Source organism: Streptomyces sp. NPDC000345 (genome assembly GCF_042898825.1).
Classification (GTDB): domain Bacteria; phylum Actinomycetota; class Actinomycetes; order Streptomycetales; family Streptomycetaceae; genus Streptomyces.
In genome coordinates this window covers 204839-218839 of sequence record NZ_JBIAZE010000009.1, presented here as the reverse complement: position 1 = coordinate 218839, position 14001 = coordinate 204839, and the positions used below count along the sequence as shown (strand labels likewise).

10 protein-coding genes are annotated in these 14001 nt (G+C 71.4%); 5 read left to right on the top strand and 5 right to left on the bottom strand.

All coding sequences use genetic code 11. The features are described 5' to 3' along the window. The first annotated feature begins 227 nt into the window (after window positions 1-227). The 5 genes from hisC to ACFY30_RS23080 all read left to right on the top strand — a co-directional run bounded on the left by hisC (window position 228) and on the right by ACFY30_RS23080 (window position 8843). Window positions 228-1307, top strand: a complete 1080-nt coding sequence (gene hisC, locus ACFY30_RS23100) for a histidinol-phosphate transaminase (protein WP_390847047.1) — start codon at window positions 228-230, stop codon at window positions 1305-1307. Between the two features lie 300 nt (window positions 1308-1607). After that, complete coding sequence (locus ACFY30_RS23095; RefSeq protein ID WP_390847046.1) at window positions 1608-3116, top strand: cytochrome ubiquinol oxidase subunit I; 1509 nt, start codon at window positions 1608-1610, stop codon at window positions 3114-3116. Between the two features lie 20 nt (window positions 3117-3136). After that, window positions 3137-4144 (top strand): cytochrome d ubiquinol oxidase subunit II, encoded by a 1008-nt coding sequence (gene cydB / locus ACFY30_RS23090; RefSeq protein WP_390659843.1) that lies wholly within the window; start codon window positions 3137-3139, stop codon window positions 4142-4144. Between the two features lie 12 nt (window positions 4145-4156). Further along, complete coding sequence (gene cydD / locus ACFY30_RS23085; RefSeq protein WP_390847045.1) at window positions 4157-7675, top strand: thiol reductant ABC exporter subunit CydD; 3519 nt, start codon at window positions 4157-4159, stop codon at window positions 7673-7675. A gap of 112 nt (window positions 7676-7787) precedes the next feature. Beyond that, window positions 7788-8843, top strand: a complete 1056-nt coding sequence (locus tag ACFY30_RS23080; protein WP_390847044.1) for a murein hydrolase activator EnvC family protein — start codon at window positions 7788-7790, stop codon at window positions 8841-8843. Window positions 8844-8925: 82 nt separating this feature from the next. On the opposite strand, the gene ACFY30_RS23075 is transcribed toward ACFY30_RS23080, so the two are convergent. The 5 genes from ACFY30_RS23075 to ACFY30_RS23055 form a co-directional block, all read right to left on the bottom strand. Continuing rightward, entirely contained in the window at window positions 8926-9813 is an 888-nt protein-coding gene (locus ACFY30_RS23075; protein WP_390847043.1) for a Cof-type HAD-IIB family hydrolase, read from the bottom strand. 90 nt (window positions 9814-9903) lie between these two features. Then, window positions 9904-10806, bottom strand: a complete 903-nt coding sequence (locus ACFY30_RS23070; protein ID WP_390847042.1) for an LLM class flavin-dependent oxidoreductase — start codon at window positions 10804-10806, stop codon at window positions 9904-9906. Window positions 10807-10848: 42 nt separating this feature from the next. After that, a complete protein-coding gene (locus tag ACFY30_RS23065) occupies window positions 10849-11292 on the bottom strand; it encodes a hypothetical protein (RefSeq protein WP_390847041.1) in 444 nt (147 codons plus the stop codon). Between the two features lie 18 nt (window positions 11293-11310). Next, complete coding sequence (locus tag ACFY30_RS23060; RefSeq protein ID WP_390847174.1) at window positions 11311-11859, bottom strand: RNA 2'-phosphotransferase; 549 nt, start codon at window positions 11857-11859, stop codon at window positions 11311-11313. A 215-nt stretch (window positions 11860-12074) separates the two neighbouring features. Further along, entirely contained in the window at window positions 12075-13841 is a 1767-nt protein-coding gene (locus ACFY30_RS23055; protein WP_390847040.1) for an SDR family oxidoreductase, read from the bottom strand. Window positions 13842-14001: the final 160 nt, after the last annotated feature.

Below are 14001 nucleotides of genomic sequence, written 5' to 3'. Positions count from 1 at the left end.
TCACCTGCACGAGGGATGCGCGCCACGGCGCGAGCCACCGGCGCGTAGATATATGTATGGCGCGCCCCCTGACGTGTACGCCTTCGTACGTCTTCGTCCGCAGAGATCACGGAAATCCGCCCGCCCCGGAGAGAGGCGGTCCCTCACCTGTACGCTCCCGCACCGAATCCTCATAAGGTGAGCAGTATTGAAGCCGGGAGCCGGTGGTGGTCACGAGGAGGACTGCGGTGAGCGAGACGAGCCCCAAGCTGCGTGCAGAGCTGGAGGGGATTCCCACCTACAAGCCGGGCAAGCCCGCGGCAGCCGGCGGTCCCGTGGCCTACAAGCTGTCCTCCAACGAGAATCCCTACCCGCCGCTTCCCGGGGTCATGGAGGCCGTGACGGCCGCCGCCGCCAACTTCAACCGCTACCCGGACCTGGCGTGCACGGCCCTGCTGGACGAACTCTCCCAGTGCTTCGGCGTGCCCGCCTCGCACCTGGCCACGGGTACCGGTTCGGTCGGTGTCGCCCAGCAGCTGGTGCAGTCGACCGCGGGTCCCGGCGACGAGGTGATCTACGCCTGGCGCTCCTTCGAGGCGTACCCGATCATCACGCGGATCAGCGGCGCCACCCCGGTGCAGGTCCCGCTGACGCCGGGGGACGTGCATGATCTGGACGCGATGGCCGACGCGATCACCGACCGCACCCGGCTGATCTTCGTCTGCAACCCCAACAACCCCACCGGCACTGTCGTGCGGCGGGCCGAGCTGGAGCGGTTCCTCGACCGGGTGCCGAGCGATGTGCTGGTCGTGCTGGACGAGGCCTACCGGGAGTTCATCCGCGACCCCGAGGTGCCGGACGGCGTCGAGCTGTACCGGGACCGGCCGAACGTCTGCGTCCTGCGGACGTTCTCGAAGGCGTACGGTCTCGCGGGCCTGCGGGTCGGCTTCGCGATCGCCCACGAGCCCGTGGCGGAGGCGCTGCGCAAGACGGCGGTGCCGTTCGGTGTGAGCCAGCTCGCGCAGGAGGCGGCGATCGCTTCGCTGCGCGCCGAGGACGAGCTGTTCGGCCGGGTCGGCTCCCTGGTGTGCGAGCGCGCCCGGGTGGTCGACGGGCTGCGTGCCCAGGGGTGGACGGTCCCCGAGACCCAGGCCAACTTCGTGTGGCTGCGGCTGGGGGAGCGAACGGCGGCGTTCGCGGCGGCGTGCGAGCAGCATGGCGTGGTGATCCGGCCGTTCCCGGGCGAGGGGGTCCGGGTGACGGTCGGCGAGGCCGAGGCGAACGACATCTTCCTGAAGGCGGCGGAGGACTTCCGCAAGGAGCTGTAGCCGGCGGCTCCTCCGCGGGGATCCGCCGGCGCCAGGCCACATGGACAGGTCACCTCGACAGGCCACCGCGGCAGGCCGCTCCCGGCCTGCCGCGAGCCATGGGGCGTCTTGGTTTCACGTGGAACCGAGGCGCCCTCACGCGCGCCAGGGGCCGGTCGGTACCACCCTGCTGGGGCCGGGTGGTCCGGATTAGGGACCCCCCGCCTCTCCGACCTCGAACGGGTATGCGTCATAATTGCTTGTGAATGTGAACGCTTTCACAAGCGTGTTCCGCGATCCTGTGAGGTAAGGAGCGGCGACGTGGACCTGGCTTTGGCGCCGGAAACCCTGGCGCGCTGGCAGTTCGGCATCACCACCGTCTACCACTTCCTGTTCGTCCCCCTGACGATCTCCCTCGCGGCCCTCACCGCAGGACTGCAGACGGCCTGGGTGCGCACGGAGAACGAGAAGTACCTCAGAGCGACCAAGTTCTGGGGCAAGCTCTTCCTGATCAACATTGCGATGGGTGTCGTCACCGGCATCGTGCAGGAGTTCCAGTTCGGTATGAACTGGTCCGACTACTCGCGCTTCGTCGGCGACGTCTTCGGCGCCCCGCTGGCCTTCGAGGCCCTCATCGCCTTCTTCTTCGAGTCCACCTTCATCGGCCTGTGGATCTTCGGCTGGGACAAGCTGCCGAAGAAGATCCACCTGGCGTGCATCTGGATGGTCTCCATCGGCACGATCCTGTCGGCCTACTTCATCCTCGCGGCCAACTCGTGGATGCAGCACCCGGTCGGCTACCGGATCAACGAGGAGAAGGGCCGGGCCGAGCTCACCGACTTCTGGGCGGTGCTGACCCAGAACACCGCGCTCAGCCAGGTCTTCCACACGCTGTCGGCGGCCTTCCTGACCGGTGGCGCCTTCATGGTGGGCATCGCCGCCCTCCACCTGTTCCGCAAGAAGCACGTCAGCGTGATGAAGACCTCACTGCGGCTGGGTCTGGTCACCGTGGTCATCGCCGGCCTGCTCACCGCGATCAGCGGTGACGTCCTCGGCAAGGTGATGTTCAAGCAGCAGCCGATGAAGATGGCCGCCGCCGAGGCCCTGTGGGACGGCCAGGACTCCGCACCGTTCTCGATCTTCGCCTACGGCGATGTGGAGAAGGGCCACAACTCCGTGGCCATCGAGATCCCCGGCCTGCTGTCGTTCCTCGCCAACGACGACTTCACCTCGTACGTCCCCGGCATCAACGACGTCAACAAGGCCGAGCAGGAGAAGTACGGCGCCGGCGACTACCGGCCGAACATCCCCGTCACCTTCTGGGGCTTCCGCTGGATGATCGGCTTCGGCATGGCGTCCTTCGCCATCGGCCTCGCCGGACTCTGGCTCACCCGCAAGAAGTTCATGCTGCCGCAGCACCTGCGGGTCGGCGACGACGAGGTGCCGCACCTGGTCCTCTTCAGGAACAAGGCCCTCAGCCCCAAGCTCTCCAGGCTGTACTGGCTGGCCGCGATCTGGACCCTCGGCTTCCCCCTGATCGCCAACTCCTGGGGCTGGATCTTCACCGAGATGGGCCGCCAGCCCTGGGCCGTCTACGGCGTCCTGCAGACCCGCGCCGCGGTCTCCCCCGGTGTCTCCCAGGGTGAGGTCCTCACCTCGATGATCGTCTTCACCGCCCTGTACGCCGTCCTCGCCGTCGTCGAGGTCAAGCTGCTGGCCAAGTACGTCAAGGCCGGCCCGCCCGAGCTGACCGAGGCCGACCTCAACCCGCCCACGAAGATCGGCGGCGACTCCCGTGACGCCGACAAGCCGATGGCCTTCTCCTACTAGGCCGAGGGAGCTGCACAGTCATGGAACTGCACGACGTCTGGTTCGTCCTGATCGCCGTCCTGTGGATCGGCTACTTCTTCCTGGAGGGCTTCGACTTCGGAGTGGGCATCCTCACCAGGCTGCTCGCCCGCGACCGGCCCGAGCGGCGGGTGCTGATCAACACCATCGGACCCGTCTGGGACGGCAACGAGGTGTGGCTGCTCACGGCGGGCGGCGCGACCTTCGCCGCCTTCCCGGAGTGGTACGCCACGCTCTTCTCCGGCTTCTACCTTCCCCTGCTGCTCATCCTCATCTGCCTCATCGTGCGGGGCGTCGCCTTCGAGTACCGGGCGAAGCGGCCGGAGGAGAAGTGGCAGAGCAACTGGGAGACCGCGATCTTCTGGACCTCGCTCCTCCCCGCGTTCCTGTGGGGTGTGGCCTTCGGCAACATCGTGCGGGGTGTGCGGATCGACCGGAACTTCGAGTACGTGGGCACCTTCTGGGACCTGCTCAACCCGTACGCGCTGCTCGGCGGCCTGGTCACCCTGACGCTGTTCACCTTCCACGGCGCGGTGTTCACGGCGCTCAAGACCGTCGGTGAGATCCGGGAGCGCGCACGGAAGCTGGCCCTTCAGGTCGGCCTGGTCACCGCCGTCCTCGCCCTGGTCTTCCTGGTGTGGACGCAGATCGACAGCGGTGACGCGAAGAGTCTGGTCGCGCTGGCCGTGGCGGTCGCCGCCCTGGTCGCGGCGCTCGTGGCCAACCAGGCAGGGCGGGAGGGCTGGTCGTTCGCCCTGTCCGGGGTCACCATCGTGGCCGCCGTGGCCATGCTCTTCCTGACGCTCTTCCCGAACGTCATGCCGTCCACGCTCGACGCGGACTGGAGCCTCACGGTGACCAACGCCTCGTCGAGCCCGTACACCCTGAAGATCATGACCTGGTGCGCAGGGATCGCCACGCCGATCGTGCTGCTGTACCAGGGGTGGACCTACTGGGTGTTCCGCAAGCGGATCGGTACGCAACACCTCGCTGTCGACGCCGCCCACTGAGGTGTGTTTCACGTGAAACCAATCGATCCACGTCTGCTCCGATACGCCCGGGCCACCCGGTTCTTCCTGATGGCCGTGGTCGGCCTGGGCGCCGTCGGGGCTCTCCTGGTCATCGCCCAGGCGATGCTCATCGCCGACGTGGTGGTCGGCGCGTTCCAGGAGGGCCTCCCGGTCACCGGACTCCGCACCCCCCTGGTGCTCCTGGCGGCCGTGGCCCTCGGCCGGGCTCTGGTCTCCTGGCTCACCGAGCTCGCCGCACACCGCGCGAGCGCGGCCGTGAAGTCCGAGCTCCGGGGGCGGCTCCTGGAGCGGGCCACCGCGCTGGGGCCCGGCTGGCTCGGCGGGCAGCGCACCGGTTCGCTGGTCGCGCTCGCCACACGGGGCGTGGACGCATTGGACGACTACTTCTCCCGCTACCTCCCGCAGCTGGGACTCGCCGTGGTCGTGCCGGTCGCGGTGCTGGCGCGGATCGTCACCGAGGACTGGGTCTCGGCGGCCATCATCGTCGCCACCCTGCCCCTGATCCCGGTGTTCATGATGCTGATCGGCTGGGCCACCCAGGCACGGATGGACCGTCAGTGGCGCCTGCTGTCACGGCTCTCCGGGCACTTCCTGGACGTGGTCGCCGGGCTGCCCACGCTGAAGGTGTTCGGGCGGGCCAAGGCGCAGGCCGAGTCGATCCGGCGCATCACCGGTGAGTACCGCCGGGCGACGATGCGGACGCTGCGGATCGCCTTCATCTCGTCGTTCGCGCTGGAGCTGCTGTCGACGCTCTCGGTGGCCCTGGTCGCCGTGACGATCGGCATGCGGCTGGTGCACGGCGAGATGGACCTGTACATCGGACTGGTCATCCTGGTGCTCGCCCCCGAGGCGTATCTGCCGCTGCGGCAGGTCGGGGCGCAGTACCACGCGGCCGCCGAGGGGCTCGCGGCCGCCGAGGAGATCTTCTCCGTGCTGGAGACCCCGGTCCCGTCAGCGGGCACCACGGCGGTTCCGACGGGCGGTCTGGCCTTCGAGAGCGTGACGGTCCGCTACCCCGGACGCTCGGCCGACGCCGTCTCCGACGCGTCCTTCACCGTCGAACCGGGGGAGACCGTCGCGCTGGTGGGCCCGAGCGGCGCGGGCAAGTCGACCCTGCTGCATGCCCTGCTGGGCTTCGTGAAGCCCACCGGAGGCCGGGTGCGGGCCGGGGGAGTCGACCTCGCCGAAGCCGACCTGCAGCAGTGGCGGTCGCGGATCGCATGGGTGCCGCAGCGCCCGCATCTGTACGCCGGGACGATCACCGAGAACGTACGGCTGGCGCGTCCCGGGGCCGACGAGGCCGCCGTGCGGCAGGCGCTCGCGGACGCGGGGGCGCTGGACTTCGTGGCCGCGCTGCCCGACGGACCGGACACGGTCCTCGGTGAGGACGGGGCAGGGCTGTCGGCAGGGCAGCGGCAGCGGATCGCGCTGGCCCGGGCGTTCCTCGCGGACCGTCCCGTACTGCTGCTGGACGAGCCGACGGCGGCGCTCGACGGGGAGACCGAGGCGGAGGTCGTGGCCGCCGTGCGACGGCTGGCGGCCGGCCGGACCGTGCTGCTGGTGGTGCACCGGCCGGCGCTGCTGGGGGTGGCCGACCGCGTGGTGCGGCTGGACCTGGCGGACCAGGTGGCGGCACCGGCCGAGGCCGGGGCGGACCGGCCCGGGGCGGCGGCATCCGCGGCCGCGCCTGCTCCCGCACCCGCGGCGGAGGCGGCCGTCCCCGCCGCGGGCGGCTCCGGGACCGGCAGCTCCGGGACCGGCGGCAGCGTGCTCGCCCGGGTCCGTGGCATGGCGGGTGCCCGTCGTGGCCGGCTCGCCCTCGCACTGCTGCTCGGCAGCCTGGCCCTCGGCAGTGCCGTCGGGCTCATGGCCACCTCCGGATGGCTCATCTCGCGGGCCTCGCAGCAACCGCCGGTGCTCTACCTGATGGTGGCGGTCACGGCGACCCGTGCCTTCGGCATCGGGCGCGCGGTGTTCCGGTACGCGGAGCGGCTCGTGTCGCACGACGCCGTGCTGCGGATGCTGGCCGACACCCGGGTCGCGGTGTTCCGGCGCCTGGAGCGGCTGGCGCCCGCGGGACTGCGGACGACCCGCCGGGGCGACCTGCTGACGCGGCTGGTCGCCGACGTGGACGCCCTGCAGGACTACTGGCTGCGCTGGCTGCTGCCCGCCGGTGCCGCCGCCGTCGTGTCCGCCGGGTCGGTGGCGTTCACCGCGTGGCTGCTGCCCGAGGCGGGCGCGGTGCTGGCCGCCGGGCTGCTCGCCGCCGGCGTGGGTGTCCCGCTGGTCACCGGCGCGGTGGCGCGCCGGGCCGAGCGCCGGCTCGCCCCCGCCCGGGGCGTGCTCGCCACCCGCACGGCCGACCTGCTGACCGGTACCGCCGAGCTGACCGTCGCGGGTGCCCTGCCCGCCCGTACCGCCGAGGTGCGCGCGGCCGACGGCGTGCTGACCCGGATCGCCTCACGGGCCGCCACAGCCACCGCGCTCGGCGACGGGCTGACCGCGCTCGTCTCCGGGCTGACCGTCGCGGCCGCCGCCCTCGTGGGCGCTCAGGCGGTCGCCGCCGGGCGACTCGACGGCGTCACCATGGCGGTGGTGGTCCTCACCCCGCTGGCCGCCTTCGAGGCCGTCCTGGGGCTCCCGCTGGCCGTGCAGTACCGCCAGCGCGTGCGCAGGAGCGCGGAGCGGGTGTACGAGGTCCTGGACTCCCCCGAGCCGGTGCGCGAGCCGGAGCGGCCCCGGCAGGCGCCCGCCTCGCCTTTCCCGCTCGTCGTCAGGGGACTGTCCGCCCGGCACGCCGGACAGGACCGGGAGGCGCTCGCCGGAGTCGACCTCACGCTCGCGCAGGGGCGCCGGATCGCCGTCGTCGGGCCCTCGGGCTCCGGCAAGACGACGCTCGCCCAGGTACTGCTGCGCTTCCTGGACGCGGACGCGGGCTCGTACACGCTCGGCGGGGTGGACGCCGGCGCGCTGGACGGCGACGACGTACGGCGGCTCGTCGGTCTGTGCGCGCAGGACGCGCACCTCTTCGACAGTTCGGTGCGCGAGAACCTGCTGCTGGCGCGGAAGGGCGCGAGCGAGGACGAACTGCGGGACGCGCTGGCGCGGGCCCGGCTGCTGGAGTGGGCGGACGGGCTGCCCGACGGGCTCGACACGCTCGTCGGCGAGCACGGGGCCCGGCTCTCGGGCGGTCAGCGGCAGCGGCTCGCGCTGGCCCGCGCGCTCCTCGCCGGCTTCCCCGTGCTGGTGCTCGACGAGCCCGCCGAGCATCTCGACCTGCCGACCGCCGACGCGCTCACCGCGGATCTGCTGGCCGCCACCGAGGGCCGTACCACCCTGCTCATCACCCACCGGCTGGCCGGGCTCGCGGCGGTGGACGAGGTGGTCGTCCTGGACGCGGGCCGGGTCGTACAGCGCGGGCCGTACCAGGAACTGGCGGCCGTGGAAGGGCCGTTGCGGAGGATGGTCGAGCGGGAGGAGGCGGCGGAGCTGCTGGTGGGGGCACGCTAGGCCGGGCATTGGGCCGGGCGGCCGCGGGCATTGAGCCATCAGGGGCGAGGCGTCCCCCGTGCGTACGACCACAACATGACCGGACCCGCTTCGACGGGTCACGATCGCTGACATGCGCTCACTTCTGCGTCGCCCCAGGCTCGTCGCGGTTCTGCTGTGCGGGGCCGCCGTGCTCGTGGCCCGCCCCACGGCCGCCGACGGGGACCCCGGCGACGGGTCCGACTCCGGGCTCAGCACGCAGGTGGCGCGGCTCTACGACGACGCGGCCGCGGCCACCCAGCGGTATGAGGCGGGGCGGCGCGAGGCGGAGGCGAAGCAGGGCGAGGTCAGGCGGCTGGAGGGACTGCTGGTCCGGGAACGGCGGGAGATCGCCGTGCTGCGCGAGGAACTCGGGCGTATCGCCCGGGCCCAGTACCGCGGCGGGGGCGGGCTGCCGGTCGCCGCGCAGATGCTGCTGGCGGGTGATCCGGACCGGCTGATGCGCGGTCAGCACATGCTCTCCCAGGCGAATCTGGCCGTCGACAACGCGATGGACAAGAGCCGACGGGCCGAGGAACGGCTGGCCGGCGACGAGGCGAAGGCTGTGGAGGCCTGGCGGACGGTCGAGCGGCGCACCGCCGAACTCGCCGCCCTGAAGAAGGACATCGAGGACAAGCTCGAGCAGGCGCGGTGGCAGTTGCAGGGCCGGGCGGACGCCTCGGTGGCGGCGGGCGCCTGCCGTGGCGCCGTGCGGCTCGACCAGCCGCCTCCGCGGGTCACCGGCGAGTGGGTCGCCCCCGTCGAGACGTACACCCTGTCCGCGGGCTTCGGCAGCGGCGGTGAGCGCTGGGCGAACCGGCACACCGGGCAGGATTTCGCGGTGCCGATCGGGACGCCCGTGCGGGCGGTCGGGGCGGGGCGCGTGGTGCGGGTGTCGTGCGGGGGCGCGTTCGGCATCGAGATCGTGCTCCGGCACTCCGACGGCTACTACACCCAGTACGCCCATCTCGCCGCCGTCATGGTCGACCAGGGCGAGAGCGTGACGGCCGGCCAGTGGATCGGACAGTCGGGCACGTCCGGCAACTCCACCGGCCCCCATCTGCACTTCGAGGCGCGGGTCACTCCTCAGCTGGGCTCGGGGGTCGATCCGGTGCCCTGGCTGGCGGCCCGCGGGGTGCCCGTTGCCTAGGGTCTGCTCGCGGGATCCGGGGGTCCTGCCCCGCCGGACCTGCCCCGGGTGACTGCCGCCGCGCGGGACGTACCCTGCGTGACTACCGCCGTTCGGCGATCAGTTGCTCGATGACGACGGCGACCCCGTCCTCGTTGTTGGCGACCGTCTGCCCCGAGGCCGCGGCGATCACGTCCGGGTGGGCGTTGCCCATGGCGTACGACCGGCCCGCCCAGGTCAGCATCTCGACGTCGTTGGGCATGTCGCCGAACGCGACGACCTCCTCGTGCGAGATGCCGCGCTCGGCGCAGCACAGGGCGAGGGTGCTGGCCTTGGAGACGTCCGGGCCGCTGATCTCCAGCAGGGCGCTGGGGCTGGACCGGGTGACGTTGGCGCGGTCGCCGATGGCGAGGCGCGCCAGGGTGAGGAAGGCGTCGGGGTCGAGCGTGGGGTGGAACGCGAGGATCTTCAGCACCGGCTCGGTGGAACCGGGTCCCTCCGGTGCCAGCAGGTCCTCGGCGGGCGCGAGGTCGTCGGGGACCTCCATGTGCATCTTCGGGTACGTCGGCTCCTGGTAGAAGCCGTACGTCTGCTCGATCGCGTACATCGTGCCGGGCGCCGCGTCGCGCAGCAGCCGTACGGCGTCCAGCGCGTTGTTCCGCTCCAGTTCGCGCACCTTCACGAAACGGTGGGTGCCGGGGCCGCCGTGGAGGTCCACGACGGCGGCGCCGTTGCCGCAGATCGCCAGCCCGTGCCCGTGGACGTGTTCGCTGACCACGTCCATCCAGCGGGCCGGGCGGCCGGTGACGAAGAAGACCTCGATGCCCGCCTCCTCGGCGGCCGCGAGGGCGGCGACCGTGCGCGGGGACACCGACTTGTCGTCGCGCAGCAGAGTGCCGTCGAGATCGGTGGCGATCAGCCGCGGCGGGAGAGCGGGGGCCGGGGTCTCGGGCTGTATGGTCGCTGAGGTCACCCGGCCATTCTCGCGCATATGCCCGCACGGCCGTGCGGGAGTCCGCACACATGAGTCAACGGTGCGGCTCGGACGGCCGGTCCTGGAGTCCGGCGCCGGCCTTCACCGTCAGCCGAGTTGGGCCGGTGCCTCCATGGCGATCTGCTCGAAGACCTTCTGGTCCGCCGCGAAGTCGGAATCAGGGATGGGCCAGTGGAGCACCAGCTCCGTGAAGCCGAGCTCCTGGTGCCGGCCCGCGAAGTCGACGAAGGCGGCCAGGGACTCCAGGGGGCGGCCTCGGTCCGGGGTGAATCCGGTGAGCAGGATCTTGTCCAGCTCCTGCACGTCCCGGTCCTGGGCCGCGCAGGCGTCGGCGAGTTTCCCGACCTGACCGCGAATGGCCTGAACCGACTGCTCCGGGGTGCCGCTCTCGTACAGCCTGGGGTCTCCGGTGGTCACCCACGCCTGGCCGTGGCGGGCCGCGAGGCGCAGCCCGCGCGGTCCGGTCGCCGCGACGGCGAAGGGCAGCCGGGGGCGCTGGACACAGCCCGGGATGTTGCGCGCCTCGTGCGCCGAGTAGTAGTCGCCCTCGTAGGAAACGGAGTCCTCCGTGAGCAGCCGGTCGAGCAGCGGCACGAACTCGGCGAACCGGTCGGCCCGCTCGCGCGGGGTCCACGGCTCCTGGCCGAGGGCGGTGGCGTCGAAGCCGGTGCCGCCCGCGCCGATACCGAGGGTCACCCGGCCGCCGGACACGTCGTCCAGGGAGATCAGGTCCTTGGCGAGGGTCACCGGGTGCCGGAAGTTCGGCGAGGTCACCAGCGTGCCGAGGCGCAGACGGTCGGTGACGGCCGCGGCGGCGGTGAGCGTGGGGATCGCGCCGAACCAGGGCCCGTCGCGGAAGGTGCGCCAGGACAGGTGGTCGTAGGTGTAACCGGTGTGGAAGCCGAGTTGCTCGGCTCGCGTCCACGCCGAACGACCCCCCTCGTTCCAGCGTCGGTACGGGAGGATCACGGTGCTCAGGCGCAGACTCATGTCATCGAGCGTATGCGGCCGAACGTGTTTCACGTGAAACCGTCACCGTACGCGGCCGGCCAGCCACGGACTGAGGCCGACCGGGATGAACTCCTTGTGCACCCGGTCACCCGGCAGGGGCACCAGCAGAATGGCGCTCGGCGGGAAGCGCCGCGTCTTGACCCAGGCGTGGCCCTCATAGAGGGCGTGGAGGAAGGCGGGGACGTCGTCCCGGTCCACGTCGGGGCATGCGACGCCGTCGACGGTGATCAGGGCGTCGTCCTCCGGGTAGAGCCGCACGCTCACGCGGGGACGGCCGCCCAGCTCGACACAGGCCTCGTGGGGCAGCGAGCCGTCCGGGTCGGTGGTGACGCCGACGCCCGCGGCGGTGCGGCGGGAGGTCTGGTCGGCGCCGATGTCGTGGGTGACCTCGATCTCGAGGGCGTAGGTGTCGGCGATCGCACGGAGGGCGGCGACGGCGGCCTCGGTGGTCGGGAGGTGGTCCATACCACTGATCATGCAGGGTCAGTGCTTCTCGGGGAACCGCACGTACTGCGGAGGTACGGCCTTCGTCAGCCACACCCCGTTGGCGCTGACGTGGAAGACATGGCCGTCCCGGTGCATGGCGCCGGCGTCCACGGAGAGGACGACGGGGCGGCCCCGTCGTGCTCCGACCCGGGTCGCGGTCTCGCGGTCGGGCGAGAGGTGCACGTCGTGCCGGTTCATGGGCCGCAGCCCCTCGTCGCGGATCGCGTCCAGACAGCGGGCCACGGTCCCGTGGTAGAGGTACGGCGGAGGCGTGGCCGGGGGCAGCCCGAGGTCGACCTCGATGCTGTGGCCCTGGCTGGCGCGGATCCTGGTGCCCTCGATCGCGAAGCGCTTCTTGTCGTTGGCGGCGACGACGTGGTCCAGCTCGTCGCGGGTGAAGTGGAAGCCGTGCGCGGCGCACGCAGCGATCAGCTCGTCGATCTCGACCCAGCAGGCCTCGTCCAGGGTGAGGCCGATGCGCTCGGGCTGATGCCGCAGGTGCTTCGAGAGGTACTTCGACACCTTCACGGTCCGTCTCTCGTCCATGCTCATGTCATGCGTGTCCTTCTCGCTCATCCCCTCAGGATGGCGGGAGAGACGTGGATCACGCATTTTCTTTTGGGCGCGAGGTTTGATCCACAAGCAACAGAAGTTATCCACAGGGGAGTTGGAGTTTCTGTGGACAACTGGACTTCCGCTGAAGCCCTTTCGCCAACGACAGCTGACGGCACATCACTTGAGAGGGTGCGTTCCAAGTCGCTCTACAGCGGCGGCTTCAACCGTGCGACACGCCTCAACACCCCCGGTGCGAAACGGGACAGAGCATGGACTGCCCGTGCCTCCGGTGTCACCGGCACCACCGCCTCGTTGCGGACCACGGCGCGCAGGATCGCGTCCGCGACCTTCTCCGGCGGGTAGTTGCGCAGCCGGTACGCGCGGGTGGAGCGCTTCCGCCGGCGTTCCTCCTCCGCCGCGTCGACGCCCACGAAGGCCGCCGTGGCGGTGATGTTCGTGTTCACCAGCCCGGGGCAGACCGCCGTAACACCGATGTCCCGCCCGGCCAGTTCGGCGCGCAGGCACTCACTCAGCATCAGGACGGCCGCCTTGGACGTGCTGTAGGCGGGCAGCACCCGGGACGGCTGAAACGCCGCAGCCGAGGCGGTGTTGACGATATGGCCGCCCTGCCCTCGCTCGGCCATCCGCCGTCCGAAGAGGCGGCACCCGTGGACGACTCCCCACAAGTTGACGTCCAGGACCCTGCGCCAGTCGTCGGCCGTGGTGTCGAGGAACGAACCAGACAGCCCGATACCGGCGTTGTTCACCAGGACGTCCACCACCCCGTACTCGGCATGGACCTTGGCCGCCAGTTCCTCCATCTCCCTTTCCACGGAGACGTCGACGGTCTCCGCCCAGGCCTCCGGGGCGCCGAGCAGGAGGGAGCTCTCGGCCGTGCGGGCCGCGCTCTCCGCGTCCCGGTCGACGGCGACGATCCGCGCCCCCGCCTCGGCGAACGCGAGCGCCGTGGCCCGGCCGATGCCGCTGCCCGCACCCGTGACCAGCACCAACTGCCCGCGGAAACGGTCGGAGTACCGTCCGCCTGCCTGCCGGTGCGGCTCCCCGCCGGACTCGACCGATGTGACGAACTCGGTGATCCAGGAAGCGAGCAGGTCGGGACGCGTACGCGGGATCCAGTGCTTTGCGGGAAGCGTCCGCCGGGTCAACCGCGGTGCCCACCGCTCCAGTTCGTCGTAGAGCCGCTCCGACAGGAACATGTCGCCCAGGGGCGTGACGAGCTGCACGGGAACGTGCGCGTGCGCGTGCGCGTCGGGGCACGGGCGGCGCAGCCGGGTTCGTACGTTGTCCCGGTACAGCCAGGCGCCGTTGGCCGCGTCCGACGGCAGCGACGGCGTCGGGTAGTCAACGCCCGGCACCTTCTCCACCCGCCGCAGAAGCCCGGCCCAGCGCCTGCCGAGCGGTCCGCGCCAGGCGAGTTCGGGCAGCGCGGGCGTGTGCAGCAGGTACACGTACCAGGACCTGGCTCCCTGGCCGAGGAGTTGACCGACCCCGTGTGGAGTGGGCCTGGCCAGACGCTCGTTGATCCAGTGGCCGAAGTGGTCGAGGGACGGCCCGGACATCGACGTGAAGGACGCGATCCGCCCCCTGGTCCGCTCGACGGTCACGAACTCCCAGGACTGCACCGAACCCCAGTCGTGCCCCACCAGGTGCACCGGCCGGTCCGGGCTGACCGCGTCCACGACCGCCAGGAAGTCGTCCGTCAGCTTCTCCAGGGTGAACCCGCCCTGCAGCGGCTTCGGCGCCGTGGAACGGCCGTGGCCCCGGACGTCGTACAGCACCACGTGGAACCGGTCGGCCAGCCGGGCCGCGACCTCGGACCACACCTCCTTGCTGTCCGGGTAACCGTGCACCAGCACGACCGTCGGCCGCCCGGGGTCCCCCAGCTCGGCCACGCACAGATCGATCCCGCCGGTCCGCACCCGCCGCTCGCGCGCGCCCTTCAGCACCGTCACTTCCCCTTCGCCCAGCGCCGCACCCCGGCGTCCATCCGAAGCGGCCCGAGCCGGCTCCGGTACGTGTCCGTAACGTGACCCCGCAGAATCTGGCACTTGTTAGAGAAAGCGTCAATAGGGCGGACGTGGCCCGGGGCGGCCTCTCAGGTAGCTCTCAGGC

What these genes read in the sequence shown, in the direction of transcription:
- cydB (WP_390659843.1), top strand. Translation starts at nt 3,137, where the DNA reads ATGGAACTGCACGACGTCTGGTTCGTCCTGATCGCCGTCCTGTGGATC.
- ACFY30_RS23080 (WP_390847044.1), top strand. Translation starts at nt 7,788, where the DNA reads ATGCGCTCACTTCTGCGTCGCCCCAGGCTCGTCGCGGTTCTGCTGTGC.
- ACFY30_RS23075 (WP_390847043.1), bottom strand. Translation starts at nt 9,813, where the DNA reads ATGCGCGAGAATGGCCGGGTGACCTCAGCGACCATACAGCCCGAGACC.
- ACFY30_RS23070 (WP_390847042.1), bottom strand. Translation starts at nt 10,806, where the DNA reads ATGAGTCTGCGCCTGAGCACCGTGATCCTCCCGTACCGACGCTGGAAC.
- ACFY30_RS23065 (WP_390847041.1), bottom strand. Translation starts at nt 11,292, where the DNA reads ATGGACCACCTCCCGACCACCGAGGCCGCCGTCGCCGCCCTCCGTGCG.
- ACFY30_RS23060 (WP_390847174.1), bottom strand. Translation starts at nt 11,859, where the DNA reads ATGGACGAGAGACGGACCGTGAAGGTGTCGAAGTACCTCTCGAAGCAC.